Here is a 26090-nt window from a genome sequence, read left to right on the forward strand (position 1 = left end):
CAATGATGAATTCAATGCGTGTCTCTTTGCTGAGCCTGACGATCCTGCTGACAGGTGCCGCTGCGGTGATGCCAATGTCGGCGATATCGGCGCAAACTGGTCCTGCGCGTCCCGCATTAACTGTCTCTGTGACCCAACCCTTAATGACGGCGTTGCCCGCTACGATTCGCGCCAATGGCAATATTGCCGCCTGGCAGGACGCGTCTGTGGGCGCTCAGGTTGGGGGGCTGCGCATTGCAGAAGTTCGGGTCAATGTCGGGGATCATGTCAAAAAAGGACAAGTCTTGGCCGTGTTTGCTCGAGATACTGTGTTGGCGGATTTAGCTGTACAAAAAGCGCTTGAGTCCGAGGCGGTAGCCGCCCTTGCAGATGCCGAAGCGAATGCCTCGCGCGCGCGCAGTCTGAAAACGTCAGGTGCGTTGTCTGCCCAGCAGATCAGTCAATATTTGACTGCCCAACAGACGGCTGCTGCGCGAGTGGAGGCGGCGCGTGCGCACCGTCAGTCCCAAGAGCTGCGTTTGACCTTCACTGAAGTGTTGGCGCCTGATGATGGGGTGATTTCAGCCCGTATGGCCAGTGTTGGCGCGGTCGTGCCGGTTGGCGCTGAGCTATTCAAAATGTTGCGACAAAATCGTCTGGAGTGGCGCGCGGAAGTCGTGTCCGAAGAGCTGAGTCGCATCAAAGCAGGCATGCCGGTGGACGTGTTTCCTGCCAGTCTGCCAAAAGGGCAACCCCCCATTCTTGGCAAGGTTCGCGTGATTGGGCCGACTGTCGATGCCCAAGCACGTACGGCGATGGTGTACGTAGACTTGCCGATTGCGTTGAATGATGAGCCACCTGTTCGAGCAGGGATGTTCGCAACCGGAGTGTTTAACCTTGGGGACAGTCAGGGCTTGACGGTGCCGCAAGAGTGCGTGGTGATGAGAGATGGTTTTAGTTATGTGTTCAAACTCGATGCTAATCAGCGCGCCGAACAGGTGCGCGTTCAGATTGGGCGTCGCGTAGGTGCTCGCATTGAGGTACTGGCGGGACTGACTGCTTCGGATACGATTGTTGAGTCGGGCGCGGGCTTTTTGACGAATGGCGATCTGGTTTCGGTTGAGCGACCATGAACTTTTCAGCCTTTTCTATTCGGCATCCGATCCCGGCGATTTTGTTATTTGTTTTGCTGTCGATCGCAGGCGTACTGTCTTTCCGTGCGATCGGGGTACAGGACTTTCCTGACATTGAATTACCGATGGTCACGGTCGAGGCAAGCTTGCCTGGGGCTGCGCCCGCGACACTTGAGACCGAGGTGGCACGCAAACTCGAAAACTCGATTGCGACCTTGCAGGGCATCAAGAATATGTACACCAAAATTCTTGAAGGCACGGTGGTCATCAACGTCGAATTCGTGTTGGAAAAGAATGCGATGGAAGCGGTCAACGATGTCAGGGATGCGGTGACGCGCGTGCGGGCGGATTTACCTGCGGATGTGCGTGATCCCACCATTTTGCGGGCGACCACGGCAGGCCGCCCATTGATGACCTACGCGATTACTTCGACGCGTCTAGACCAAGAATCCTTATCTTGGTTGGTCGACAACACTATTGCCAAACAGCTCCTCACGGTCAATGGTGTGGGCCGCGTCAAGCGCATGGGGGGGTTAAACCGGGAGATCCGCGTCGAACTTGATCCTGCACGGATGACTGCTCTGGGTGTCACGGCTGCGGACGTTTCGCGTCGTCTAAGGTTGATTCAGCAAGAAGCCCCGGGAGGTCGAGGTGATATCGGTGGCGCAGAGCAAGCCGTTCGAACGATTGCGACAGCTGAGTCCGCTCAAGATCTTGGCAAGATCGATCTGTCTCTCCAAGATGGCCGTCGTGTCCGGCTAGACCAGATCGCGACCATTACCGATACGACAGCGGAACGTCGCTCGTTAGCACTGGTCAATGGTCAACCCGTTGTGGCATTTGAAATTATGCGTAGCAAAGGGGCCAATGAGGTGACGGTTGCCCGTGACGTCCGTCAAATCATTGATGGTTTACGGGCAACGAATCAGGATGTCGCCTTTTCAGAGCAGATCGACAACGTCGCGATGACCGAGGAAAACTTTGATGCCTCAATGAAGTTGTTATACGAAGGCGCGATTTTGGCGGTGTTGGTCGTGTGGTATTTCTTGCGGGATTGGCGCGCCACGATCGTATCTGCTGCGGCCTTGCCGTTATCGATTCTGCCGGCGTTTCTTGGTATCTACTTGTTTGGCTTTACGCTCAACATGGTGACCTTGACCTCTTTGGCGCTGGTGGTGGGGATTTTGGTGGATGATGCGATCGTCGAGGTAGAAAACATCGCGCGTCACCTGCAAATGGGCAAGACGCCTTTTCAGGCCGCCATGGATGCCGCTGATGAAATTGGTATGGCGGTGATCGCGACGACCTTCGCGCTGATTGCCGTTTTTTTACCGACAGCGTTTATGGACGGCGTACCTGGTAAGTTTTTTAAACAGTTTGGCTGGACCGCCGTACTCGCGATTATGGCGTCTCTAGTGGTGGCGCGGCTTTTAACACCGATGATGTCCGCCTATTTGATGAAGCCTTTGGGCGGCAAGCACGCAGAGCCCAAGCCGGATGGCTGGGTCATGCAGCGATATATCAAGCTCATGACATGGTGTTTGAGCCATCGTCTCGTCACGATTATCTTTGCCTTGATATTTTTTGTCGGCTCACTTGCCCTGGTGCCTTTGTTACCCAAAGGTTTCGTGCCCCCAGCAGATCGTGGTCAAACCATGGTCAATATTGAGCGCGCGCCGGGCAGTACGCTCGAAGACACTTTGCGCGCGGCTGAGCTTGCTAAACAAAAGCTCTCTCAGGTTCCAGAGGTTCGGCGCGTGTTTAGCTCGGTCGGTGGCGGCGTGTCGGGCGATGTCTTTGCGCGCGGTTCGGCGGCTGAGGTGCGCAAGGCTACGCTGACCGTGACACTCAACCATCGTTCTGAGCGCAGCAAGACACAGCAAGAAGTCGAGTCAGATATTCGACGCGTGTTGGCACTTGAACCAGGCGTGCGGATCACCGTTGGTGCCCAGGATGTGGGCGTCAAAATGCAAATTGTGCTGCAGAGCGAAGATCCGGTTGCCTTGGGTAAAGCTGCGCAAGCTGCTGAGCGTGATTTGCGGACCTTGAAAGGTGTGGGTGGTGTGACCTCGTCGGCGAGTCTCGTTCGACCAGAATTGATTGTCCGCCCCAATTTTGCGCGCGCGGCCGATCTGGGTGTGACGGCACAAAGCATCGCGGAAACTTTACGAGTGGCGACCAGTGGTGACTACGACGTTGGTTTAGCTAAGCTCAATCTCGCCGAGCGACAGATCCCGATTCGCGTCAAGCTTCCTGATGCCACACGTACTGATATTGCGTCGCTTGAAAGGCTGATGGTGCCTGGGCGCTACGGTCCCACGATGCTCGGTAATGTCGTGACCTTTACGATGGATAGCGGCCCGGCTCAGATTGACCGACTGAACCGCAGTCGAAATGTGATTTTGGATGTGGAATTGGGCGGACGGCCGCTCGGTGAGGTGTTTGCCGAGGCGATGGCGTTGCCGAGCTTGAGTGCTTTGCCTCCCGGTGTCACGTTGGCCGAGTTGGGTGACACCAAGGAAATGCAGGCACTGTTCGCAAGCTTTGGCTTGGCGATGCTAATTGGACTCTTGTGTATCTACATGATCCTGGTGCTGTTATTTCATGACTTTTTACAACCCATCACGATTCTGGGGGCGTTGCCACTTTCAATCGGCGGCGCGTTCGTTGGATTGCTGCTGACGGGTAAAAGTTTTTCAATGCCGTCGTTGATTGGACTGTTGATGTTGATGGGCGTCGTCACTAAAAACTCGATCTTGCTCGTCGAATACGCTATCACGGCCAGGCGTCACGGGATGTTGCGTACCGAGGCATTGATTGATGCTTGCCACAAGCGTGCACGGCCCATTGTGATGACCACGATTGCGATGACGGCGGGCATGATACCGATTGCGATTGGTTGGGGCTCGGATCCGAGCTTTCGTTCACCGATGGCGATTGCCGTGATTGGTGGTTTGATGACCTCCACACTATTGAGTTTGCTGGTGATTCCTGCGGTGTTTACCTATGTCGATGATCTGGATCAGTGGTTTGGTCGACTTAGAGTTCGATTCTTTGCCAGCAAACCCGCAGCGACCGCTACGGGTGCAGAATCCGTAACGCCTCAGGTGGACCGTACGGTGTAAAAAACAGGTCCCTGAGACTGAAAGTGTTGCCAGTTTTTTCTGATCGCACTGAGGTTGTAGTTTGCACCGAGCGGAATATAAGGGACTTGATTCAGTACCTCGACTTGTATGGCCTGGCAGATTTTTTGTCTGGCTTGCAGGCTGTCCGCAAAAAACCAATCCATCCTCAAGGCTTCCAGCGTGGGGTTGGTTGGCCAGCCAAACCAACCCTGTTTGCCGGTTCCACGCATACCAAGATTTGAAGCGGGATCCAGATTGCTTGTGCCTGTGAGTGCAGTAAAGGCCACATTCCAGCCGCCAGCTTGTGGGGGTTCTTGATTGTTGCGACGCTGTAAATAGGTGCCCCAATTCATCGGTCGCAATTCAGTCTTGAGACCCAGCTGCTTGAATAAATCTTCAGTAACCAACGCGCAGGCGTGATAAGGCGCGGCATCGACCGGGTCTAGAATCACGATCGTCTCGCCCTTGTATCCCGCTTCTTTAATCAGTTTGCGCGCGCGTCCCATGTCGCGCTTGCCATTGAGCTTTTCCATGCCAGCCTCAGAGGCCATCGGCGTACCTGGTGCAAAGACGCCGCATTGCGCATTCCAGTATTCGGGAAAGTCCGCGCCATTGGCTGCCATCATGAAGTCGGACTGACTGATGACGGACAGAATAGCGCGACGCATTTCTACGTTGTCAAAAGGCGCGTGCAGATGATTGAACCGCATGATGAAAATCGAAGGTAGCGCGCTTTTGATCAATTCGATGCGTGGGTTTTTGCGCAGCATCGGAATAAAGTCATTGTCGACTAGCTCGATACCATCGACTTCGTTGTTTTGAAGCGCCGCCACGGCGGTGGCTCGATCGGGGATGATGAGCCATTTGAGCGCATCGATATGCGCGACCTTCGGCCCCGCAGTGTTGCTGGCAATCCCTTCGGCACGCGGGACATAATGAGTGGCTTTGGCGTATTCAACTTTAGAGCCAGAGACCCATTGCTCGGGTAAAAATCGGAATGGACCACTCCCGACCATTTCTTTGATCGCGACATTGTCGGGTGTGTTGGCCAAACGCTCAGGCATGATGGAAGCAGATGCTGAGGCGAGTGTGTAAGGCAGCAGGGAAAACGGTCTGCTAAGAGAGAGGGTGAGTGTGGTGGTGTCGTTCGCGACAATCTCAGTCACCAGGCTAAAGAGTGTCTGACCCAGCAAATTACGTTTGCCAAACCGTTTTAGGCTGGCCACAGCATCCTGAGCCACGACGGGACTGCCATCATGAAAGCGCAACTCTGGGCGTAAGGTGAGTGTCCACTGAAGCAGATTCTCACTGACGACAACCTCCTTCACCATTTGTGGCTGAGGCTGGTATTGGGCATCCAGTCCAAACAGCGTGTCGAACACCTGCATCGCATGACAGGCAGTAATCGCTGCTGTTGTAAAAACTGGGTCCAGCACCGAGAGGTCCGTCGAAGGCACCCAGCGAAAGCTCAGGTTCGGTGTTTGTGCGGACAGCTTGAATGGCGTACTCAACAGGCCAACTGTAGTCCCTGTTGTCGTGAGAAAAGTGCGGCGATCCATAAGGGCTCTAAAAAGATGTGCGGCGATGTCGGGTCGAATTAGGGCGCGAGGCTCCAAAGACTATCGTTCAGAACGGCTCGTGCTTCCGTGCGTAGTTTTTCCAAATGCGCCAACAAGGACTTTTGTGCAACAGCGTGCAGGCGCTCGGGGGTATCCGCATAAGCGAGTGTGACCAGCTCTTCAATCGAGGCAGGTTGTCCCGCGCGCTTGAGTGCAGCCATCACTTTATTTTCACGTTCTTGCCTGTGAATCAAAATACGGTCAACGTTTTCGGCCGGCTTGTCCATCAGGAAACCATGACCCGGTGCCAAGTAGTCTATTTTGTAATCAAGTAGCAATCGCAAAGAGGCCAGGTATTCAATCATGTTTCCATCCGGAGGGCTGATGACCACCGTAGACCCTTGCATGATGTGATCGCCAGTAAACAAGAGGTTTTGGGACTCGAGTAAAAAACAAACTTGATTGGAGGCGTGGCCAGGCGTATGAATGACGCGAAGGGCTTGACCCGCAATGTCAAGCCGCTCGTTGTGCGTCAAGACGTGATCGGGTTTGAAGTCCTGATCCTGATTGGGAAAAGCGGGTGCTGGCATGCCATAGACTGTTGCCCCCGTGCGTTGCTTGAGCAAGGCCGCCGCGGGCGAGTGATCTAGGTGCGTATGCGTACATAAAATCCAGCGAATCGGACCGGGTGCCGCTGCGATCAGGGCATCAATGTGCGCGTCGAGCAATGGACCGGGATCGATGACAGCGACGCCTTGTGCCGCATTGCCGATCAGATAACTGTTGGTGCCGGGCCCCGTCATCATGCCGGGGTTGGCCGCAGTCAGGCGCAAGACATCCTGTCCGATCTGGACGGGATGGCCCGGCTGGATATAAGAACAGCACGCACCCTGATTGTCAGGGTCGAGTTTTTTAATTTCAGCGTAGGCAAAGTCGCCCGGAATCAAAGGGTGCGAGGCGCCTGAGCGGTCGACCCCTGTCACGGGTGCCATCACCTGTTTGGGACGAGGTTTGCGCGCGTACTCCAGCAGCTCTTCAACACATTTAAATGGGGCCAGACTCTCAAGGGTTTTAATCGTAGGAAACATCAGGTTAAGAGTACCCGCGCGATGCAAGTCAATGGCTTGATCGGGACGAACCCAGAGCTGCCCAACTGTTTCATGATTGTCTTGTAGCGCTGTTTGCCCCTCAGGGGCTTGGGCCACAAAAAAGCGCGTGTCGTAGCGTCTAGGGCGTCCCGCCTGGGTGACCCAATGGCTGTAATAGGCGATACGGTCAGTGGCCGCTTTCACCTGTTCTTGTCGCAAAATGTCCATAAAGGACATTTTGCTCTGCGCCATGTCCACCCGCAGCGCTGCCAAGCGTTCCGCCTCATCCGCCGCCAATTGCAGGAGCTGATCGCTACCGCGGTAGCCAAGCAGCAAGCCCGACTCTTCAAAACATTCTCTGATCGCGGCAATCCAGTAGGCGAGACCGCCTTGCTCAATCCCGAGCGTCTCGCTGGCCGCTCTGTCGTCCAGGCCGATACAAAGAGAGGCGATCTCAGGATGGTGGTCAGCGCGATCCAGCGCGCCACCTGGGAAAACATGCATGCCCTTGGCAAACTCTACGGCCGTGGTCCGCTCCATCATGAACACTTCGATGCCATCACTGACATTGCGCGCGAGAATAACGGTGGCGGCGGGGCGGGGAACGGCTGGGGTAGGATTCATGGTCATAAAGGAAAACGAGCAGTTACAAAGGGTAGCTTTGGAGTATATATTCCAGTCACACTTTATCATTGCGCGTCGATTCAGCGCGTATTGGAGACTCATTATGAAATTATCCCTGCTTGTTTCTGCGGGACTCGCCTCTCTGACGATGGGCTTGACCAGTGTCAGCCTGGCTCAGGCATGCCCAAATCGGGGAGATTTGGACGCGTTGTATTGCGATGCAAACAAAGACATGGTGGCAGACACCCCGACCGACAAAGCAAAGCTCAAGACGCCTTCCACCTTAGTGTTTACCTATACGCCAGTCGAAGATCCTGCGGTCTACGAGGAGATTTTCACTCCCTTTACCAAGCATCTGGCGCAGTGCACAGGCAAACGTGTGGTGTTTTATCAAGTCCAGAGCAATGCCGCTGAAATCGAAGCCATGCGCTCCGGCCGATTGCACGTGGGTGGCTTTTCTACCGGCCCAACTGCGTTTGCAGTGAACATCGCGGGTGCCGTACCCTTTGCTGTCAAAGGCACTGCAGACGGTTTCCAGGGCTACAACTTGATTTTTATCGTCAAGAAAGACAGCCCCTTTCAGTCAATGGCGGATATGAAAGGCAAGAAAGTCGCGCACACTTCACCTTCTTCAAATTCCGGACATATGGCACCCATGGCGCTGTTTCCCAAGCAAGGACTTGCCCCTGAAAAAGATTACAAAATCTTGTTTTCAGGTAAGCATGATCAGTCCGTGATGGGCGTGAAATCTGGCGACTACGATGGCGCTGCGGTGGCCTCGGACGTGTTTTACCGGATGGCGGCGCGCGGTCAGATCAACAAAGACGATTTCCGTATTTTGTACACGAGCCCAAAATTCCCAACGTCATCCTTTGCTTACGCGCATGATCTTGAGCCAGGCTTCCGGGACAAAATGTTGGCGTGTTTTTATGACTACCGCTACCCAGCCGCGATGCAAAAAGCCTTTGATGGCGCTGACCGTTTCTATCCGGTGACCTACGAAAAGGATTGGGCGATTGTGCGTGAAGTCGCCGAGGCCGGTGGTGAAAAATTCAACCGTGCCGCCTACGACCGTGAGGCCGAGAAAGCAAAAGCAAAAGCAAAAGGTAAGTAGGTTTTATGGCTGCAGCATTGAGCATTAAAGGGTTGGTCAAGTCTTATCGGGCGGGCCACCCTGTTTTAAAAGGCATTGATCTGGAAATTTCAGGTCAAGAGGTGACGGCGATCATCGGTCCCTCGGGGACCGGTAAAAGCACGTTGTTGCGCTGCATCAATCGGTTGGTTGAGCCCTCTGCCGGAAACATCATCCTCAATACCGCTCAGGGCAGTATCGATCTGACGAGGGTGCGGGGGGCGTCGCTACGTCACGCCCGACGTCACATCGGTATGGTTTTCCAAGAGTACAACCTGGTCGAGCGTTTGACTGTGATGGAAAACCTGTTGACCGGTAGGCTTGGTTATTTGTCTGCTTGGAAAGCGTGGTTTCGCAGTTTCAGTGCTGAGGATATCGAGCAGGCCTATCGCTATCTCGATACGGTCGGTTTGGGAGATTTTGCCAGTCAACGCGCCGATGCTTTATCGGGTGGACAGCGACAACGTGTGGGTATTGCCCGCGCACTGATGCAAGCTCCGGCTATTTTATTGGCCGATGAGCCAACGTCCTCCTTGGATCCCAAAACATCGGTCGAGATTATGGAGTTGCTGACCGCTCAAGCGCAGGCTCAGCAAATCCCGGTGATCATTAATATGCACGATGTGGAGCTCGCAAAGCGTTATGCCACGCGCTTGATCGGAATGTCTGGCGGTGAGGTGGTCTATGATGGCCCCGCAGCTGGGCTAGATCATGGGATGCTCAAAAGAATTTACGGCGGCGAGTCCTGGATCGTATGACCACCGCGACCTCTTCCGGCGCACAGCGTGCGCACCCCAAACCTTTTTCCATGTCCCTCAAGGCAAAGCTTGGCTTGCTGGTTGGTGTGTTGTATGTCATCTATGCAAGCTTGCAATTAGATGTGACACTGGCGCGGTTTATTGCGGGTTTAGGTCATGCGGGCACATTTCTCAACCGAATGTTCCCTCCCAATTTCGAGCGTTACAACCTGCTGATCAAAGGCTTGTCAGAGAGTCTTGAAATCGCGGTGCTAGCCTCTACGCTTGGTATTTTTCTCGCCTTACCCCTTGGCTTGCTTGGCGCGCGTAATCTGATGCCCGGTTGGGCTTCTTGGCCGGCGCGCACGATCGTGGCGTTTTGTCGTGCCTTGCATCCGGTGATCGTCGCAATCCTGTTCGTCAAAGCCGTCGGGTTCGGTGCGTTGGCCGGTATTTTGGCTCTGACCGTAGCGTCGATTGGTTTTATCGGCAAACTATTTACTGAGTCGATTGAGGAGATTTCTCTCAAGCAAGTCGAGGCAGTGCGCGCAACGGGTGCCTCGTTTGCCAATGTCATTATCTTTTCGGTCTTGCCTCAAGTGTTTCCGCGATTTATCGGTTTTTGTACCTATCAGTTCGATTCCAACCTTCGAAATTCGACCATGGTGGGGATCGTTGGCGCAGGTGGTATTGGTGGAACGCTGTTTTCGGCCTTCCAGCGCTTTGACTACGACTACGTTTGTGCGATTTTGATCAGCATCATTACGCTCATTATGTTGGGTGAGTTACTCGCCAATGTGATTCGACGGGTATTTTTGGATAACCTGACGATTGCCGAGTTGTTCAAAGGTAAGCCTTCTACCACTTTACCGGGTTCGAAGGGGACGCCATGAACAGGGTCTGGGAACGCTATTCGCTGAGTCAACGCTTGGTGCGGTTTGGTTTTTATTTTTTATTTGTTGCGGCAGTGGTCCAGTCGATTCGTCAGGTAGAGGTGATTCCTGAGTTCTTGCTGGATGCCCCGGAACAAATGGCCGACTTGTTTGGACGGATGTGGCCGGTGGATTGGGCACATTACTCAGGTTCGGTGCATGACGCGCTCATTGAAACCATCCATATCGCCTCACTCGGCACAATCATTTCTGTTCTTTTAGCTGTCCCTATCGGGCTGCTGGCGGCCAATAACCTGACTCCTAACCGTCTAATCAATACCCTCGCGCGTCTGGTGTTGGTGTCGAGTCGCTCGGTCAACTCTTTGGTCTGGGCACTCTTGTTCATTGCGATTTTTGGTCCTGGACCGCTTGCGGGCACGATGGCGATTGCTTTTCGTTCTATTGGTTTTGTCGGTAAGTTGGTGGGTGAGTCCGTTGAAGAGGCGCAACGCGGTTCGATTGAGGCGCTCACGTCAGTCGGTGCTAGCACAGGGGCCTTGATTCAGTATGGCTACTGGCCGCAGATCAAGCCGGCTTTTTGGTCTATTGTGTTGTTGCGTTGGGATATCAATGTCAGAGAATCTGCTGTCCTCGGTTTGGTGGGAGCAGGAGGTATTGGCATGGCGCTCGATACGGCGCTCAATCTTTTTCAATGGGATCGCGTGGCGGTGATCTTGATTTCTATTTTTGTGATTGTGATTTTGGCCGAAATCGTGATCACACGGATTCGTCAAAAAATCCTATAAAAAAAGAGCGACAACCCAGTTGTCGCTCTTTGCTCATTGCATACTCAACGCAGCTTTTGATGGCTGAGCAGCACTAAGCCTTTGTGCTGAGAGGCAGGGACGTCCCGATCATCGAGTCGCGCGTCACCAACTCTGCCAGCTCAGCCTCACTGAGACCTTCGGTGCCTGCAGGCTGATAAGGCAACACTAAAAATCTCAAGTCCGCGGTGCTGTCCGAGACGCGTACTTCGACATCCTCCGGTAAGTGCGTGCCAAACTCAGCGAGCACCTTACGGGGTTCGACGACAATGCGTGAGCGATAGTCGATCGACTTGTACCAAGCCGGTGGAATGCCAAGCAACATACGCGGGTAACAAGAGCACAGCGTGCAGACCACGACGTTGTGAACCGTTGGCGTATTTTCCAAGACGACGAGATCCAGCGGTGTGGTGATGTCGAGCTCAAAAGACTCATTAATCGTCTTGAGAGGATCCGCCAGCAGTTTCTTTTTAAAGACAGGGTCTAGCCAGGCTTTGGCGACAATTTTTCCACCAATGGCGGGCGTCAAGCTGTCCTGATAGTCAATCTGTCTGTGCAATTCATCCGCAGTGATAATGCCTTTTTCATCTAGCAGTTCACGAATGGCAGTTTGCAGCAAGACCTCGTAACGATCGTACTGGTCATCGTCATCGGGAGCGGGTGGAGAATGAGGGTGTGCGTGCGCATGATCGTGGTCGTGATCATGGTCATGATCGTGATGGTCATGGTGATGGCCGTGTGACGTACTCATACTTTTTTTACTCCAGCGATTGGGTCAATCCAGTGCTCGAAAATGTCTGCGACAACGGTGTCGTTCGGGCCGCCTGTGTATTCGGGCCAGACGTCCTTTTGTTTAAAGCGGACGCGATATAGCACGCGCATCGGCAGTCCAGGCTTGTGGAAAGCGAGCAAAGAGGGATCTCGAAAGCATCCGCGTACCTCCGCGATCTCACCGACCGCACCCCGCAAGTAAAAAGGAGTGCGGCAATGTGTTTCTGGTGGCTGCTTGCGGATCACAACGGGTGTGCCAGCGGGCAGGGCACGTCCGGGACGTGGCTCAATCGCGTTCATAGCGTCCCCTTTTGTTTAAAACGCTCGCGCAAGACTTCGATACGGTCATCGATTTCTTTGGCCGTCAATAACTGTTGTTCGATGACGAGAGCGCGCACGGCGCGGATCCATTTGTCGTAATACAGCATGCTTTTGTAGTCTTCTTCGGTGTTGGACTCAATGGCACGGCGCATCGCGTCGGAGGTAAAGGCCTGAAGCTTTCCGCCTGTCAGGAGCTTTTGCAGCGCATCCACACGCTTTTCGTGCAGCGTGCTGGGATGCTCGTCGAGACAGACCGGTCCAGCCGGCTGCCCACCTAGGTCATTTACCTTTCTTTCAGTCATTCTGGACTCTCATGTCAACTTGATCAGGATAGAGTCTATTTTTACACCTATTTTGTCTGCACTGTCTTGTCGTTTGACGCTAATTGAGCAAAATATTTGTGCTAAAAGATCACAGCATTCACCCCATATCTGCACTGATTCTTTTAAGGATGTCTCCGTGAGCGATTATTTCTACGAACCCAGCAAAGGCCATGGCCTGCCACACAACCCTTTTAAAGCCATCGTGGCGCCGCGGCCCATCGGCTGGATCTCCAGTATCGATCTGCAGGGACGTGTTAACCTCGCGCCTTACAGCTTCTTTAACGCCTTTGCTGAAACACCACCCGTGATCGGTTTTTGTACCAGCCACGTGCGCAAAGACAGTGTCAACAACATCGATGCGACGGGCGAGTTTGTCGCGAATTTCTGTGGTGCGGAGCTCGCGCAAGAAATGAACATCAGCTCAGCCTCTGTAGAGCCAGGTGTGGATGAGATGAAACTGGCCGGCCTCGAAGCCGCTGCCTCGACCTTGGTCAAGCCACCGCGTATTGCCCGTGCGATTGCTGCGCTTGAGTGCAAGCTCATCAGCACCACTCAGCTCAAAAATGCCAAAGGCGAGCTGATCGACACATGGCTCACGCTGGGTGAGGTAGTGGGTGTGCATATCAATGACGAGTTCCTCAAAGACGGTATCTTTGACACAGCAGCGGCACGTCCTCTCGGTCGTTGCGGCTACAAGGGCGACTATGTTGAGGTCAATACCTTGTTTGAGATGATTCGCCCCAAAGAGTACACACCTGCTAAATAAGTCGGTGATTGGCTTTTAGTTCGATCAGCCTGAAATCAGGCTGATCGCTCTAAAAGCCGTCGCTGCACCCAGAAGAATCAAGCTAAAAAAGAAGTAGCGACGAAACTGTTCCTGTGGAATTTTCTTTCTCAGGAATTGCCCCACAAATACCCCCACAAAGGCAGGTGCTAAGGCCAGTAACGAGGCAGTGGCGATCTCAACTTCATATTCTCCTGTGATGAGCAGGCCGATTGCTAAGGCGAGCGAGGCGACAGTAAATCCCAAGCCCAAGGCTTGAATCAACTCATCGCGTTTCAGTTCAAGCGCGGTGAAGTATGGCGCAAGAGGCAGGGCGGCAATTCCCGTCGCGCCAGATAAGATTCCCGTGAGGAAACCAATCAAAGGTGATGTCCACAACTCAGCGCGTGCGGAGACCTTGATGCGTGCTGCGGATAAGCCATAGAGACCATACGCCATCAGCACAACGCCTAAACCTGCAGTCACGATCGCAGTTTGGCCACTCACAATGAAACTCACACCAAAAGGTGTACCGCAGCAAATGCCGAGCAAAAGAAACTTAAATCTTTTCAGCAAGGCAATAAAACTCGGGCCGGAGATCAATTGCCAAATATTGGTAATGAGAGAGGGGAGCACCAGCATCGCGGCGGCCTCGACGGGGGCAACAATCAGGCCAAGCAGACCGATCGCAATCGTGGGGAGCCCCATGCCGATGACGCCTTTAACCAGTCCGGCAAGGATGAAAACGAAGGCGACGAGGGTGAGTGAGAGAATCGAGTCAGTCATTATAATTGGCGTCAGTCAACGCTTACGATAGCACCATTTCAGACCGCATTACTTTTTAGGATACTTATGCAGATCGATGCTTTGCCTCCAGAAATTATGGGTCCAAGCGCTTGGTTAGGCCCTGAGGCTTGCGCGTCTGACCGTTGGATTCACTATCTCAAGGATGAGGAGCTCAGAGAGCTCGAACAGGCCGCCCAACGTGCTTTGGCGACCCATCCAGATATCGCGGCGATCCGGCGTGAAAATTTTATGTTGCCGACGCTCGGCCCTCGGTTGGCAAGATTGCATGATGAGCTGATCCATGGGGGCGGTTTTGCGTTGGTGCGCGCCTTGCCCGTGCGTGAATGGTCGCGCGAGATCACTGCGGCTGCATTCTTTGGCTTGGGCTGTCATCTCGGTCATCCGCGTCCGCAAAATGCCAAAGGACATGTGCTGGGACATGTGATGGATCTGGGGCTCAATGCCGATGATCCCAAAGTCAGGATTTATCAGACCCATGAGCGTCAAACTTTTCACACGGATTCGAGCGACATCGTGGGGCTAGTATGCTTGCATCAAGCTAAATCCGGAGGCGACTCGGCGCTCGTCTCTTCGAATACGATTTATAACGTCATGCGCCGCGATTATCCCTCGCTCGCAGCCGCTCTGTTTGACCCGATTGCGACCGATCGGCGCGGCGATGTCGCGCCCGGTCAAAAACCTTATTTTGAAATTCCTGTCTTTTCTTGGCATGCGCAACTCATGTCGACGATTTATCAGCGCCAATACATCGACTCTGCGCAGCGTTTCGATGATGCGATGCGTCTGACACCTTTGCATGTCGAAGCCTTGGATTGTTTTGATGCGCTGTCCAACGATACGCGCTTGAATTTTCTGATGCGACTCGAAGCGGGGGATATGCAGTTTGTCCATAACCACACCTTGCTTCACGATCGGACGGCGTTCGAGGATTGGCAAGAACCCGCTCGCAAGCGTCATCTGTTGCGGTTGTGGTTGTCTTCACCTCAGGCCCGGCCGCTTGCTCCAGTATGGGCAGAGCGCTATGGGACGGTTGAGCCAGGTGTGAGAGGCGGGGTGATGGTGCCCGCCGCCTCTTGGATCGCACCTCTTGAGCCAAACTAAAACGTTGATTTAGTCCGCGTAGCCGGGCAACTCGCGGTCCAACACGCGCATCATCGCCTCAAAGTAAAGATTGTCGCGACCGGCACGTGTGTGGCGATCATCAACAGGCGGTTTTTGAACGGCTGCGACCACTTCGTCTGACAAAATCTGGATAGGTTTTCCGGTGCTCATCGCCAAGACTTGCGCGCGACACACGCGTTCGAGTTTGTAGAGACGCTTGTAAGCCTGAGCCACAGTATCGCCGACCACGAGCACTCCATGATTTTTCATGAACAAGATTTTTTTGTCCCCAATCGCATGGGCGAGTCGTTCGCCTTCGGAAATAAAGTCTGCTGTACCTGTATAGGTATCGTCATAGGCGATCAAACCATGAAAAAAGGCTGCGGTCTGGCTGGCGGGCAACAGACGATTGTCTTGCAGCATGTTGAGCGTGACGGCCCAGTTTTGATGGGTATGCAAGACGACATTCGCACCCGTGATGCGATGCACAGGTGCATGAATGCACTGAGCGGAGAGCTCAACGATCCCTTCGCCCTCGAGCGTCTCACCTTTTTCATTAAAGACAACTAGATTGCTGGCAGACGCTTCGGACCAGTGCAGACCGAAGGGCAAAATCAGGTAACGATCTTTGGCGCCCGGTACCGCCATCGTAAAGTGGTTGTCAATGCCTTCGTGCAAATCATCCAGCACGGCGAGTCGGTTGGCGGCAGCGAGATGGATTTTTGCCTGTTGAATCGCATCGACCTGGGGCTTGGTTTTAAGATTGTGCACGGACATGACGAACCTTTTAAAATAGATGTTATTCGAGGTATTCTGATGAAGATTACTCTGCTTCATCTGACCCTGCAACATGTGAACAAGGCCTTTTCGTGGTTCTTCAACGCTTATTTAAAAGTGCTCGGCTGCACTTGATCGCGACTTCGATTGTGTGTCTCGGAGTATTCAGTTCAGGCGCTGCAGCGCAGCAAAATGGCGTGACCTTATACGGAATCATTGACCTGGGTCTCGAATACGATCACGTGCGTCAATATGCGTTCTCGGGTGGCCTGCCTCAAACGCCCCTCAATCAGTCATTTTTTGGCATGACCAATGGTGTGCAGTCAGGATCCCGCTTTGGACTGCGTGGTAACGAAGATCTTGGCGGTGGGTTTGGGGTCAATTTCGTTCTTGAAAACGGTTTTAATTCTGCGCAAGGGACGCTTGCCCAAGGCGGGCGCATATTTGGTCGTCAGTCGACGGTGGGGATGACCTTGCGTCAAACAGGAAGTATCGATTTTGGGCGTCAGCTCAATCTTGCCTCCAATTACTTTCTATCGATTGATCCTTTCCAAGAGGGGTTTGGTCAGGCCAATATTGGTTCATCCTTTGGTTCAGCAAACACCTCACGCCTTGGCAATATGCTCTTGTTACAGGCGACGCCTGTCACAGGTTTGACGGTGGGTGCAGGGTATTCGTTTGCCACTGAACTATCAGCAATCTATGCAGGCGAGCTGAGTTGTATTAATACCCTGTCCTGTCCTGTGAATTCAGGTGGATATAACTTTAACTCCAGCCAAAATATGCGCGCTCTGACTCTCGGGGTGCAATACCAGCGCGGACCGCTTAATATGGTCGCGGCTTATGACAAGTTGTATGGGGATCCCTCGCTACAAGAGAGCGGGCCCAATCCCAGCATTTGGGTCCTTGGTGGCGCCTACGATTTCAAGGCGGTTAAGTTGTCCCTTGCGTATGGAGTCGCTCAAGATGGTTTTGCGAACGGACAGACTCAGGGTACGGGGGCAACAGCCTCTTCGGGGTTGATATCCACTTCTTGGACGCCCGGCGCCGTGTTGTTTTTACCCGGTGCACGCGCGAGTTCATATCTCGTCGGGGTAACGGCGCCACTGACCTCACAGCTGACTCTTTTAGCTTCTTGGCAGATGATGCAGCCGCAGGGGTTATTGGAAGGTGACGCTCAGTTTAAAACGCAGCAAATCTACAGCGCTGCGCTCACGCAACAACTCTCTGCGCGCACGAATCTGTATACCTATATATCCTACGGACAAAATTTCGCGATGATCAATACGGCTGAGAGTTTTGTGTTCGGTGTGGGGATGCGTCACCAGTTTTGAGCGCATCAATCGATGCGCAGGTGTCAAGCGATCATTCAGGCCGCTGCCGAGCGGTAGCGTTCTTTTTCTTTGGTCATGTCCGGTAAAAACCAGGCGACGACACCCAAGATTGGCAGGAACGAGCAAATCTTGTAGACCACGGCAATGCCATATACATCCGCGAGTCCCCCCATTACCGCGGCACCCAGACCACCGAGTCCAAAGGCGAAACCAAAGAACATCCCTGAGACCAAGCCCACGCGGCCCGGCATGACTTCATGCGCATACACGAGCACGGCAGGAAACGCTGAGGCGGTCAGCATGCCAATGATGATGGTCAGTACACCTGTCCAAAACAGGTCTGCATAGGGCATCGCCATCGTAAAGGGCAATACACCAAGAATCGAAATCCAGATCATGGGTCTGCGCCCAATGCGATCGGTAAGCGCACCACCTACCAGTGTCCCGACTGCAATCGCAGCCATGAAAATGAAAAGCTGAATTTGTGCGGCTTGCACGGGCAAATCAAAGCGTTCAATCAGATAAAAAGTAAAAAACGAGGTGAGGCTAGAGGTGTAAACATTTTTGGAAAAGAGCAACACCATCAAGACCGTAATCAGAAACAATACGCGCATGCGCGGCAGACCTGAGTCTTTTGATTCTGTCGAAGCATGAACATTTTTTTTGGCAGGACGCAGGTTTGCGCCGTACCACATCCCGACATGCGTCAGAAAAGCCATGGCCACTAAGGCTGCCATGGACACCCAGGCGATCGCACCTTGGCCATGGGGGAGCACAATAAAGGCGGCCAGCAAGGGACCAATGGCTTGCCCCGCATTGCCGCCAACTTGAAACAAAGCCTGGGCTGTTCCGTAACGGCCGCCCGAAGCCATCCGCGCGACGCGAGAAGCTTCAGGGTGAAAAATCGCAGAGCCTGTACCAACCAACGCGGCTGCGATCAAGACAACGGTGTAGCTGCTCGCGACTGACAGCAGCAACAGACCGATCAGCGTTGAGCCCATCCCGATTGCCAAAGAATAGGGCTGTGGTTTTTTGTCCGTGTAAAACCCGACAGTTGGCTGCAGGAGCGAGGCGGTTAATTGAAACGCCAGCGTAATCAGCCCAATTTGTGCGAAATCGAGATTGAACTCTGTTTTTAAAAGAGGGTAGAGCGCAGGAATCAGAGATTGGATGAGGTCGTTGAGCAAATGACAAAAACTCAGCGACAGCAAAATCGGCATAGTCGCCGCCTGCGCACTCACTGTGCCTGAACCGGTGAGTGGAGGTTGTGCGTGGGCGGCGGTTTTATTCATGACGAGTCAGGCGATTAATTTATTGAACAGTGACCTTGGCTGTTTTAATGACGTTGCCCCATTTGTCGACTTCCGCCGCAAGAAACTTAGCTGTTTCGGCTGGATTTAAACCCATTGGTACGATGCCAAGTTCGGTAAAGCGGGCAGTGATCTCAGGCGACTTGACGGCTTCGTGAACGGCTTTGGCAAGCTTGTCGACGATCGCTGCTGGTGTGCCAGGTGGGGCAAAAAACATGACCCAGCTTGAAGATTCAATGAGCGGACCACCAGACTCTTTGATGGTAGGGACGTCCGGGGCGCTCGGTAAACGCTGATTTGAAAACATGGCGAGCGCATTGACTTTGCCGCCTTTGACATGGGGCATCATCGAGCTTGGAACATCCACCAGCATTTGGATGTTGTTTGCCATCAGGTCGGCAAGCGCGGGTGCCGTGCCTTTATAAGGCACGTGAATCATATTGACGCCCGCCGTGGTTTGAAGCAACTCTGAAGTCAGATGGGCCGCCGAGCCAACGCCCGAAGAACCATACGCGAGCTTGCCTGGGTTTGCTTTGGCATAGGCAATCAGTTCACTGACATTTTTGACAGGAAACTGCTTGCTTGTTGTCAAAATCAATGGGGAAACCGCTACTAAAGAAACGGGGGCAAGCGCTTTGTGGTCAAACGGCAGTTTGCCTTCATAGAGGGTCGCATTCGCCGCGTGTGCCGTGATGACTGTCAGGATGGTGTAGCCATCGGGGGCAGCTTTGGCGACAAAGTCTGCACCGATGATGGAGTTGGCACCTGGTTTGTTTTCAATGATGATGGGTTGGCCCAAAATCGTCTGGACTTTCGCAGTCACCATGCGCGTCACATTATCCGTATAGCCGCCCGGTGTGTAGGGGACGACCCAGCGAATCGGCTTGGTGGGATAGTTCTGGGCAATTGCGCTGACGGATAGCGTTGCCAATGCTGCAGCCAGTAAACCTGCTTTCAATATTTTCATGTCTCCACCTATTGGTTGGTGCAAAATTTTTGTTGATTGTGTTTTTGACGATACTACTATTTAGCGTCGGCTGGATCACCCAGAATGACAGATTCGTAGGCATGCAGCGAGGTGGCACCCCCTGTATGCAGGAACAGAACGTTATCGGTTGGTTTAAAGTAGCCTTGACGACTCAAACCGATCAAGCCGGCCATGATTTTTCCTGTGTAAACAGGGTCAAGCAAAATGGCTTCTGTTCGAGCGAGCAACTGAACCGCTTCAACCATTGCAGGATTAGGGATCGAGTATTTTGGACGCCACCAGTCGCCAAACGAGACCACTGCCTCGGCGGGTACTTGAATGCCTGTGCCGAGCAAATCCATAATGGCTTGCGCTTCTTTATGCACCAAAGGGTTTTGGTCTTGAGGGTCGCGGCTCACACCGATTCCCACCAGTGGGATCTTAATGTTATTGCCTAAAAAGCCCGCCACCAAGCCACCGTGCGTGCCAGAGCTTCCCGAACCCACGACGATATGGTCCATGGGTTGACCCATTTCAAACAGCTGCTGTTGAATTTCTTGTGCACAAGCGACGTAGCCTAAGCCGCCGATTGCATTTGAGCCACCGCCAGGAATGATGTAGGGTTTACGCCCTTGTGCGCGCGCCTCTTGTGCGACCGCTTCCATCGCTTGCGCCATGTTGGAGCCACCGGGCACCACAGTGATGCTTTCGACGCCGAGTAATCGAAACATGAAATTGTTGCCGCTGGCTTCAGGGTCGTAGCTTCCTGGCACGCGCTCCTCAATCACAAAGCGACATTTCAGGCCTTCTTTGACGGCGGCAGCCAGGGTGATTCGACAATGGTTGGATTGTGGTGCACCGCATGTGATCAGCGTATCTGCACCTTTTGCGAGCGCATCGCCCATCAGAAATTCAAGCTTGCGGGTTTTGTTACCGCCAGGCGCCAAGCCAAGCATATCGTCGCGCTTGATCCAGACTTTAGGGCCTCCCAGGGCCTTGGTGAAGTTTGGCAAAAACTCAATAGGTGAAGCACCCACTGTGTATTGACGGCGTGCGAAGCGGCTCAAATCCATGCTTGTCTCCTGATCGTTTGAATGATTTCAATATTTGGACTGTGTGTGCCGCACAATGTACGCCTGCGCTTGCGTGTTGCCAAGTCAAAAATAATCTGTTGACGGACTGAGCATCAGTCGATAGCATCGGATCACATTGAGGCTTTTCAGGACGTGTGATCTAGATGTTTGCTTACACTATTCGCCGTTTGTTGTTGACATTGCCTGTCATGCTGGTGGTCGCGCTGTTTGTTTATGGACTGCTCGATTTGGCACCAGGCGATCCGGCTGTCTTTCTCGCAGGCGAAGAGGCTTCCCTCGAAGACATCGCTCGTATCAGACAGACCCTTGGTCTGGATCAGCCTTTCTATCATCGCTTTACCTTGTGGTTATTGAATGTTCTGCAAGGTGACCTGGGCAACTCTCTTTTTACGGGCGTGCCTGTTTCACAGATGATTGTCCAACGGATGCCCCCCACGTTTACCCTAATGATCATGACCTTGTGTGTCTCGGTCTTGATCGCGATTCCCTTGGGAGCGTTAGCGGCCTGGCGACACAACAGCACGTACGATCGCGGTGTCATGATGGTGGCTGTCTTTAGTTTTTCCATTCCGACTTTTGTCGTGGGCTACATGCTGGCATGGGCGCTAGGCATCGAAATGCGCTGGTTGCCTGTTCAGGGCTATGTTCCTTTTTCGCAGGGTTTTTGGAACTCAATCAGGACGCTCATCCTCCCGACACTTGCTTTGAGCAGTGTGTACGTGGCGCTCATCACCCGTATTACGCGTGCAACACTATTAGAGACGCTTTCTCAGGACTACATCAGGACGGCTCGCTCAAAAGGGGTGGGTAATCAAAATATTCTTTTTAAGCATGCACTCAAAAATGCGGCGATTCCTGTGATCACAGTCATTGGCAGTGGTGTGGCTTTACTCATCAGTGGGGCGGTCGTGACTGAGACTGTGTTTTCAATTCCAGGTTTGGGGCGCCTCACCGTTGATGCGATTTTGCGCCGCGACTACCCCATCATTCAAGGCGTCATTCTGCTCTTCAGTTTTTTATACGTGATGGTCAATCTCTTGATCGATCTGCTGTACCGTGTTTTTGATCCAAGGATTAAATACTGATGACGCAAGCATTTAAATTCCTGAAGCGTTATCCAACGATTGCGGTAGGCGGGACGTTATTGTTTTTGCTGATCCTCATGGCGATTTTTGCGCCATGGATTGCCGATAAAGATCCGATGGCGCTGTCGCCCATTCATCGCGCGCGAGTGCCCAGTGAAAGATTTTGGTTCGGCACAGATTTGCTTGGGCGCGACGTGTTTGCACGTGTGGTGTATGGGGCGCGGGTCTCTCTTGTGGTGGGTTTCACCGTCGCCTTTTTATCGGCCGTGATCGGCACTATCATTGGCTTGACCTCGGGCTTTGTGCGTTGGGTCGACGCGATTGTGATGCGAGTGATGGACGGCTTGATGTCCATCCCCACGATTTTGCTTGCCATTGCCCTGATTGCTTTGACGCGTGCTTCTCTAGAAAATGTGATCATCGCCATCACCATTGCCGAAGTGCCCCGCGTTGTGCGTCTGGTGAGGGGGCTGGCACTCTCCCTTCGTGAACAGCCCTATGTCGAAGCTGCCATTGCTGCGGGTGCCTCACCAGTTCGGGTGGTGTTCAAACATATCTTTCCAAATACCGTTGCCGCGTTGACAGTCCAGACCACTTATATTTGTGGCTTGGCTATTTTGGCCGAAGCGAGTTTGTCTTTTATCGGAGCGGGTGTGCCCCCCTCAATTCCCTCATGGGGCAACATCATGGCAGAAGGACGCGCGCTGTGGCAGATCAAGCCGCACATGATTGCGTTTCCCGCTTTGTTTTTGTCGATCACAATCCTGGCAATCAATATGTTGGGTGATGGCTTGCGTGATGCAATCGATCCACGCATGGCCAAGAGAATTTGACATGATCCATACACATTCACACACAGGCATCAACGATCGACGGGTATTAGACGTCAAAGAGTTGTCCGTTGTTTTTGGATCTGGCCCCAATCAAGTGCAGGCAGTCAAAGCGCTGAATTTGCATGTCGACCGTGGCGAGACATTAGCCATTGTCGGCGAATCGGGCTCGGGAAAGTCGGTGACTTCGCTCGCACTGATGCGACTGATCGAGTTTGGTGGTGGCACGATCACGAACGGTGAAATACTGTTTCACCGTGCCCAAGGAGAGACGGTAGACATACGGCGCGCGCCAGAGGCCGAAATGAGAAGCATGCGCGGCGAAGACCTCAGCATGATTTTTCAGGAGCCGATGACCTCTTTAAATCCTGTCTTTACAGTTGGCTCGCAGATTACTGAGGCCATCGTCTTGCATCAGCGTTGTGAGCAGGCACAGGCCAATGCCGCAGCCATCCGCATCCTTGATCAAGTGCGTATTCCCGATGCGGCTGCGATGATGAAGCGCTATCCGCATGAGTTATCTGGTGGTATGCGTCAGCGCGTGATGATCGCGATGGCACTTTCTTGTCAGCCCTCTGTGTTGATTGCGGATGAGCCGACCACGGCCTTGGATGTCACCATTCAGGCGCAGATTTTGCAGCTGATTGCTGAGCTACAAAAAGAAATGGATATGGGCGTGATTTTTATCACGCACGACATGGGTGTCGTGGCCGAAATTGCCGATCGTGTGATGGTGATGCGACGCGGCGAAGTAGTCGAAGAAAACGATGTGTTCAATTTGTTTGCGGCGCCTCAGCATATTTACACCAAGACCCTTTTGGCTGCGGTGCCCAAGCTGGGTTCGATGCGAGGTATTTCGCAACCGACGCGCTTTGATCTGCCTATGCAAGAAGATCAAGCGCATGCGCGCCGTGCCGAAGATCGCGCCATCAAGCATTCAACGCATTCCTCAGATGGCACGCTTGATAGTCCTGTGATTTTGGGCGTACGTGATCTGGTCACGCGCTTCGATATTCGTGGCGGCGTCTTCTCTCGTGTTCAGCGGCGTGTTCATGCGGTTGAACAAGTCTCTTTTGACTTGCATGAAGGTGAGACACTTTCCTTGGTTGGTGAATCTGGCTGCGGTAAAACAACGACGGGTCGTTCCTTGATGGGGCTGACCAAAGTGACAAGCGGGCAGGTGATTTTTGAAGGGTCGCCTGTCAACTTGGCTCACGCACACTCCTTGAAAAGCTTGCGTCGCAATATGCAGTTTGTTTTTCAAGATCCTTTTGCTTCCTTGAATCCTCGTATGCGGGTGGGCGAATGTATAGCAGAGCCCATGGTGATTCAGGGACTGGCGAGTGGCGCAGAGGCTTCGCGACGTGTCGCAGCGTTGATGGAGCGTGTCGGCCTAGATCCTGCGACTGTCCATCGTTGGCCCCATGAGTTTTCTGGCGGACAAAGACAACGTATTTGTATCGCACGTGCCTTGTCCGTGAATCCCAAGGTCTTGATTGCGGACGAAGCCGTCTCTGCCTTGGATGTCTCGATTCGTGCGCAGATTGTCAATTTATTGATTGATTTACAAGATGATCTTGGGATTTCATATCTCTTTATCTCGCACGATATGGCGGTTGTTGAGCGAGTGAGTCACCGTGTGGCGGTGATGTATCTTGGACAGATTGTGGAAATTGGTCCAAGACGCGCGATCTTTGAAAATCCTCAGCATCCCTATACAAAAAAATTGATGGCTGCGGTCCCGATCGCGGATCCTCTCGTTCGACGTCAACACAAACTCGAAATTTCAGAAATCCCCAGTCCCGTAAGAGGCGTGGGTGAACAGCCCCTTGTCGCACCGCTAGTCAGGGTGGGTGAGGGTCATTTTGTCGCAACCCATCAGGTGGGTGGCATGTATTGATTTGAGTTCTTGGGAGAGTAAAGATGGATCGCAGAAAGTTCTTGGTGACGTCTTCCGCTACTGCAGCAGCGTTAAGCTTGCCTGCAGCCTTTAAAGTCCATGCTGCCGCACCTGCAAAATTGTTTCGTTGGGTGCCGCACGCGGATCTGACGATTCTGGATCCGATGTTCAGTACGGTGTTCATCACCAATATCCACTCCCAGCTCATTTTCGACACCCTCTACGGCTTGGATAATGAGTATCAGCCCCATCCTCAGATGGCTTCGGGTCACGAGGTCGACAGTACGGGACTCATTTGGACGATTAAGTTGCGCGATGGACTGAAGTTTCACGATGGTTCGCCTGTGCGTGCACAAGATGCTGTGGCGAGTCTGAATCGTTGGTCTAAAAAAGACTTGATGGGACGCTCATTGTTTGATTCGACCGAGTCCTTGACCGCCCTCGATGACAAGACGCTCCAGTTCAAGCTCAAAAAGCCTTTTCCGCTGATACTGCACGCCATTGCGCGTCCGACAGGCAGTATGGCCTGCATCATGCCGGAAAAACTGGCGCTGACACCCGATAACGTTCAGGTCAAAGTCATGAACGGCTCAGGCCCCTTTAAGTTTGTGCACGACCAGTGGGTATCGGGTTCTCAGGCGGTCTACCAAAAATTTAATGAATATGTCCCCAGCAGTAACAAACTCAAACCTGAATTCACGTCTGGGCCCAAGATTGTGCATATCGAACAGGTGAAATGGCAAATCATCCCTGATAGTGCGACTGCCGTCGCAGCGCTTCGTAATCATGAGGTTGATGGCGTTGAGCACATTGACGCTGACTTTTTGCCCGTTTTGAAAAAAGATCGCAACATCACACTCATCAAACGGACACTGCCGTCGATTTCTTTGATGCGTTTTAATCATCTGCATGCGCCTTTTAATAACAAGCTCATGCGGCAAGCTATTTTGTCTGTCGTCAGTCAGACTGAATACATGATGGCGATGAATGGCCCTGATTTTCCGGAGTTCTGGAACGATAAGTGTGGCGTGTTTGTCCCTGATTCACCGATGAGTAGCGATGGTGGAATGGAAAAGCTGTTGGGTAAACGCGATCTCAACAAAGCTCGCGCGATGATTAAAGAAGCCGGCTACAAAGGAGAAACGGTGGTAATCCTTGATCCTGTGGACTACCCAGCGTTTCACACTGCAGCACTTGTCACAGCGGATTTGTTTAAACAGCTGGGAATCAAAACAGATGTTCAGGCGATGAATTGGGGCACGCTGATGCAGCGGCGCAATAGTCAAGAGCCGCCCTCATCCGGGGGATGGAATATTGCGTTTACTGCGACCACGGGCCCTAACAATCTGGATCCCGCCGGTCATCTCGCGATTCGAGGCCTTGGCCTCAAGAGCTGGTTTGGCTGGCCAACTAGTGAACGTATTGAGCAGTTGCGCACGGATTGGTTCAATGCCAAATCGCTTGATGAACAAAAACGGATTTGTCGAGAGCTACAAATTCAAGTGTTTGAGGATGTGCCTTACATTCCTTTGGGTGCCACCTATCCTGTTTCGGCGATCCGCAAGGAATGGGTAGATTTCCAGCCTCAGATGCCGTTGTTTTATACCTTGCGTAAAGTTTAATTTCCGGAGTGT

General features: G+C 53.0%; 23 protein-coding genes. 13 read left to right on the plus strand and 10 right to left on the minus strand.

Annotated elements, in window-relative coordinates:
* Positions 1-2: 2 nt before the first annotated feature.
* Together WBJ47_RS14850 and WBJ47_RS14855 are read left to right on the plus strand one after the other, a co-directional pair.
* Complete coding sequence (locus WBJ47_RS14850) at positions 3-1112, plus strand: efflux RND transporter periplasmic adaptor subunit (protein WP_422243937.1); 1110 nt, start codon at positions 3-5, stop codon at positions 1110-1112.
* A complete protein-coding gene (locus WBJ47_RS14855) occupies positions 1109-4237 on the plus strand; it encodes an efflux RND transporter permease subunit (RefSeq protein WP_422243938.1) in 3129 nt (1042 codons plus the stop codon). Before WBJ47_RS14850 ends, WBJ47_RS14855 begins: the two co-directional genes overlap by 4 nt.
* Here the strand turns inward: WBJ47_RS14855 and WBJ47_RS14860 are convergent.
* Together WBJ47_RS14860 and WBJ47_RS14865 are read right to left on the minus strand one after the other, a co-directional pair.
* Complete coding sequence (locus WBJ47_RS14860) at positions 4216-5796, minus strand: ABC transporter substrate-binding protein (RefSeq protein WP_422243939.1); 1581 nt, start codon at positions 5794-5796, stop codon at positions 4216-4218. The genes WBJ47_RS14855 and WBJ47_RS14860 overlap by 22 nt on opposite strands.
* A gap of 38 nt (positions 5797-5834) precedes the next feature.
* Positions 5835-7508, minus strand: coding sequence for an MBL fold metallo-hydrolase (locus WBJ47_RS14865; protein WP_424585393.1), 1674 nt, complete (start codon positions 7506-7508; stop codon positions 5835-5837).
* Positions 7509-7656: 148 nt separating this feature from the next.
* Between WBJ47_RS14865 and phnD the strand changes: the two genes are divergently transcribed.
* Genes phnD through phnE (WBJ47_RS14885) form a run of 4 tightly spaced genes read left to right on the plus strand, consistent with a single transcriptional unit; the run spans position 7657 to position 11055 of the window.
* The gene (gene phnD / locus WBJ47_RS14870) at positions 7657-8622 is read left to right on the plus strand and encodes a phosphate/phosphite/phosphonate ABC transporter substrate-binding protein (protein WP_422244037.1); all 966 of its coding nucleotides are present in this window, start codon (positions 7657-7659) and stop codon (positions 8620-8622) included.
* A gap of 5 nt (positions 8623-8627) precedes the next feature.
* Positions 8628-9398, plus strand: coding sequence for a phosphonate ABC transporter ATP-binding protein (gene phnC, locus WBJ47_RS14875; protein WP_422244027.1), 771 nt, complete (start codon positions 8628-8630; stop codon positions 9396-9398).
* Complete coding sequence (gene phnE, locus WBJ47_RS14880) at positions 9395-10270, plus strand: phosphonate ABC transporter, permease protein PhnE (RefSeq protein ID WP_422244028.1); 876 nt, start codon at positions 9395-9397, stop codon at positions 10268-10270. The genes phnC and phnE (WBJ47_RS14880) overlap by 4 nt, the downstream gene beginning before the upstream one ends.
* Positions 10267-11055 carry a phosphonate ABC transporter, permease protein PhnE gene (phnE, locus tag WBJ47_RS14885; protein ID WP_422244029.1) on the plus strand — a complete coding sequence of 263 codons (789 nt, stop codon included), beginning with the start codon at positions 10267-10269 and terminating at the stop codon, positions 11053-11055. The genes phnE (WBJ47_RS14880) and phnE (WBJ47_RS14885) overlap by 4 nt, the downstream gene beginning before the upstream one ends.
* A gap of 73 nt (positions 11056-11128) precedes the next feature.
* Here phnE (WBJ47_RS14885) and WBJ47_RS14890 read toward each other — a convergent pair whose 3' ends face one another.
* The 3 genes from WBJ47_RS14890 to WBJ47_RS14900 are packed head-to-tail and all read right to left on the minus strand — an operon-like array spanning position 11129 to position 12467.
* Positions 11129-11824, minus strand: a complete 696-nt coding sequence (locus WBJ47_RS14890; RefSeq protein WP_422244030.1) for a nitrile hydratase subunit alpha — start codon at positions 11822-11824, stop codon at positions 11129-11131.
* Positions 11821-12144 carry an SH3-like domain-containing protein gene (locus tag WBJ47_RS14895; protein WP_422244031.1) on the minus strand — a complete coding sequence of 108 codons (324 nt, stop codon included), beginning with the start codon at positions 12142-12144 and terminating at the stop codon, positions 11821-11823. Before WBJ47_RS14895 ends, WBJ47_RS14890 begins: the two co-directional genes overlap by 4 nt.
* Positions 12141-12467: a hypothetical protein gene (locus WBJ47_RS14900; RefSeq protein ID WP_422244032.1), complete on the minus strand. Its 327-nt coding sequence runs from the start codon at positions 12465-12467 to the stop codon at positions 12141-12143. The genes WBJ47_RS14895 and WBJ47_RS14900 overlap by 4 nt, the downstream gene beginning before the upstream one ends.
* 157 nt (positions 12468-12624) lie before the next feature.
* Between WBJ47_RS14900 and WBJ47_RS14905 the strand changes: the two genes are divergently transcribed.
* Positions 12625-13254: a flavin reductase family protein gene (locus tag WBJ47_RS14905; RefSeq protein ID WP_422244033.1), complete on the plus strand. Its 630-nt coding sequence runs from the start codon at positions 12625-12627 to the stop codon at positions 13252-13254.
* Positions 13255-13278: 24 nt separating this feature from the next.
* Here the strand turns inward: WBJ47_RS14905 and WBJ47_RS14910 are convergent, their stop codons facing one another.
* A complete protein-coding gene (locus tag WBJ47_RS14910; RefSeq protein ID WP_422244034.1) occupies positions 13279-14037 on the minus strand; it encodes a sulfite exporter TauE/SafE family protein in 759 nt (252 codons plus the stop codon).
* 66 nt (positions 14038-14103) lie between these two features.
* On the opposite strand from WBJ47_RS14910, the gene WBJ47_RS14915 reads away from it, so the two are divergent.
* Positions 14104-15159, plus strand: a complete 1056-nt coding sequence (locus WBJ47_RS14915; protein WP_422244035.1) for a TauD/TfdA family dioxygenase — start codon at positions 14104-14106, stop codon at positions 15157-15159.
* Positions 15160-15168: 9 nt separating this feature from the next.
* Here the strand turns inward: WBJ47_RS14915 and WBJ47_RS14920 are convergent, their stop codons facing one another.
* On the minus strand, positions 15169-15936 hold the full coding sequence (locus WBJ47_RS14920; RefSeq protein ID WP_424585394.1) for a class II aldolase/adducin family protein: 768 nt from the start codon (positions 15934-15936) through the stop codon (positions 15169-15171).
* 92 nt (positions 15937-16028) lie between these two features.
* Between WBJ47_RS14920 and WBJ47_RS14925 the strand changes: the two genes are divergently transcribed.
* Positions 16029-17270 (plus strand): porin, encoded by a 1242-nt coding sequence (locus WBJ47_RS14925; protein ID WP_422243205.1) that lies wholly within the window; start codon positions 16029-16031, stop codon positions 17268-17270.
* 35 nt (positions 17271-17305) lie between these two features.
* Here the strand turns inward: WBJ47_RS14925 and WBJ47_RS14930 are convergent, their stop codons facing one another.
* Genes WBJ47_RS14930 through WBJ47_RS14940 form a run of 3 tightly spaced genes read right to left on the minus strand, consistent with a single transcriptional unit; the run spans position 17306 to position 20620 of the window.
* Positions 17306-18562: an MFS transporter gene (locus tag WBJ47_RS14930; RefSeq protein WP_422243206.1), complete on the minus strand. Its 1257-nt coding sequence runs from the start codon at positions 18560-18562 to the stop codon at positions 17306-17308.
* Positions 18563-18581: 19 nt separating this feature from the next.
* Positions 18582-19547, minus strand: coding sequence for a Bug family tripartite tricarboxylate transporter substrate binding protein (locus WBJ47_RS14935; RefSeq protein ID WP_422243207.1), 966 nt, complete (start codon positions 19545-19547; stop codon positions 18582-18584).
* A gap of 56 nt (positions 19548-19603) precedes the next feature.
* Positions 19604-20620 carry a D-cysteine desulfhydrase gene (locus WBJ47_RS14940; RefSeq protein WP_422243208.1) on the minus strand — a complete coding sequence of 339 codons (1017 nt, stop codon included), beginning with the start codon at positions 20618-20620 and terminating at the stop codon, positions 19604-19606.
* 164 nt (positions 20621-20784) lie between these two features.
* Here WBJ47_RS14940 and WBJ47_RS14945 point away from each other — a divergent pair, with 164 nt between their 5' ends.
* The 4 genes from WBJ47_RS14945 to WBJ47_RS14960 are packed head-to-tail and all read left to right on the plus strand — an operon-like array spanning position 20785 to position 26078.
* Positions 20785-21726, plus strand: a complete 942-nt coding sequence (locus WBJ47_RS14945) for an ABC transporter permease (protein WP_422243209.1) — start codon at positions 20785-20787, stop codon at positions 21724-21726.
* Positions 21726-22559, plus strand: a complete 834-nt coding sequence (locus WBJ47_RS14950) for an ABC transporter permease (protein WP_422243210.1) — start codon at positions 21726-21728, stop codon at positions 22557-22559. Before WBJ47_RS14945 ends, WBJ47_RS14950 begins: the two co-directional genes overlap by 1 nt.
* 1 nt (position 22560) lies before the next feature.
* Entirely contained in the window at positions 22561-24456 is a 1896-nt protein-coding gene (locus WBJ47_RS14955; RefSeq protein ID WP_422243211.1) for a dipeptide ABC transporter ATP-binding protein, read from the plus strand.
* 23 nt (positions 24457-24479) lie between these two features.
* Positions 24480-26078: an ABC transporter substrate-binding protein gene (locus WBJ47_RS14960; protein ID WP_422243212.1), complete on the plus strand. Its 1599-nt coding sequence runs from the start codon at positions 24480-24482 to the stop codon at positions 26076-26078.
* Positions 26079-26090: the final 12 nt, after the last annotated feature.

The organism is Zwartia sp. (assembly GCF_049655405.1).
In the GTDB taxonomy this organism is placed as follows: Bacteria; Pseudomonadota; Gammaproteobacteria; order Burkholderiales; family Burkholderiaceae_B; genus Zwartia.

What these genes read in the sequence shown, in the direction of transcription:
- WBJ47_RS14850 (WP_422243937.1), top strand. Translation starts at nt 3, where the DNA reads ATGATGAATTCAATGCGTGTCTCTTTGCTGAGCCTGACGATCCTGCTG.
- WBJ47_RS14855 (WP_422243938.1), top strand. Translation starts at nt 1,109, where the DNA reads ATGAACTTTTCAGCCTTTTCTATTCGGCATCCGATCCCGGCGATTTTG.
- WBJ47_RS14860 (WP_422243939.1), bottom strand. Translation starts at nt 5,796, where the DNA reads ATGGATCGCCGCACTTTTCTCACGACAACAGGGACTACAGTTGGCCTG.
- WBJ47_RS14865 (WP_424585393.1), bottom strand. Translation starts at nt 7,508, where the DNA reads ATGAATCCTACCCCAGCCGTTCCCCGCCCCGCCGCCACCGTTATTCTC.
- phnD (WP_422244037.1), top strand. Translation starts at nt 7,657, where the DNA reads ATGGGCTTGACCAGTGTCAGCCTGGCTCAGGCATGCCCAAATCGGGGA.
- phnC (WP_422244027.1), top strand. Translation starts at nt 8,628, where the DNA reads ATGGCTGCAGCATTGAGCATTAAAGGGTTGGTCAAGTCTTATCGGGCG.
- phnE (WP_422244028.1), top strand. Translation starts at nt 9,395, where the DNA reads ATGACCACCGCGACCTCTTCCGGCGCACAGCGTGCGCACCCCAAACCT.
- phnE (WP_422244029.1), top strand. Translation starts at nt 10,267, where the DNA reads ATGAACAGGGTCTGGGAACGCTATTCGCTGAGTCAACGCTTGGTGCGG.
- WBJ47_RS14890 (WP_422244030.1), bottom strand. Translation starts at nt 11,824, where the DNA reads ATGAGTACGTCACACGGCCATCACCATGACCATCACGATCATGACCAT.
- WBJ47_RS14895 (WP_422244031.1), bottom strand. Translation starts at nt 12,144, where the DNA reads ATGAACGCGATTGAGCCACGTCCCGGACGTGCCCTGCCCGCTGGCACA.
- WBJ47_RS14900 (WP_422244032.1), bottom strand. Translation starts at nt 12,467, where the DNA reads ATGACTGAAAGAAAGGTAAATGACCTAGGTGGGCAGCCGGCTGGACCG.
- WBJ47_RS14910 (WP_422244034.1), bottom strand. Translation starts at nt 14,037, where the DNA reads ATGACTGACTCGATTCTCTCACTCACCCTCGTCGCCTTCGTTTTCATC.
- WBJ47_RS14915 (WP_422244035.1), top strand. Translation starts at nt 14,104, where the DNA reads ATGCAGATCGATGCTTTGCCTCCAGAAATTATGGGTCCAAGCGCTTGG.
- WBJ47_RS14920 (WP_424585394.1), bottom strand. Translation starts at nt 15,936, where the DNA reads ATGTCCGTGCACAATCTTAAAACCAAGCCCCAGGTCGATGCGATTCAA.
- WBJ47_RS14930 (WP_422243206.1), bottom strand. Translation starts at nt 18,562, where the DNA reads ATGAATAAAACCGCCGCCCACGCACAACCTCCACTCACCGGTTCAGGC.
- WBJ47_RS14935 (WP_422243207.1), bottom strand. Translation starts at nt 19,547, where the DNA reads ATGAAAATATTGAAAGCAGGTTTACTGGCTGCAGCATTGGCAACGCTA.
- WBJ47_RS14940 (WP_422243208.1), bottom strand. Translation starts at nt 20,620, where the DNA reads ATGGATTTGAGCCGCTTCGCACGCCGTCAATACACAGTGGGTGCTTCA.
- WBJ47_RS14945 (WP_422243209.1), top strand. Translation starts at nt 20,785, where the DNA reads ATGTTTGCTTACACTATTCGCCGTTTGTTGTTGACATTGCCTGTCATG.
- WBJ47_RS14950 (WP_422243210.1), top strand. Translation starts at nt 21,726, where the DNA reads ATGACGCAAGCATTTAAATTCCTGAAGCGTTATCCAACGATTGCGGTA.
- WBJ47_RS14955 (WP_422243211.1), top strand. Translation starts at nt 22,561, where the DNA reads ATGATCCATACACATTCACACACAGGCATCAACGATCGACGGGTATTA.
- WBJ47_RS14960 (WP_422243212.1), top strand. Translation starts at nt 24,480, where the DNA reads ATGGATCGCAGAAAGTTCTTGGTGACGTCTTCCGCTACTGCAGCAGCG.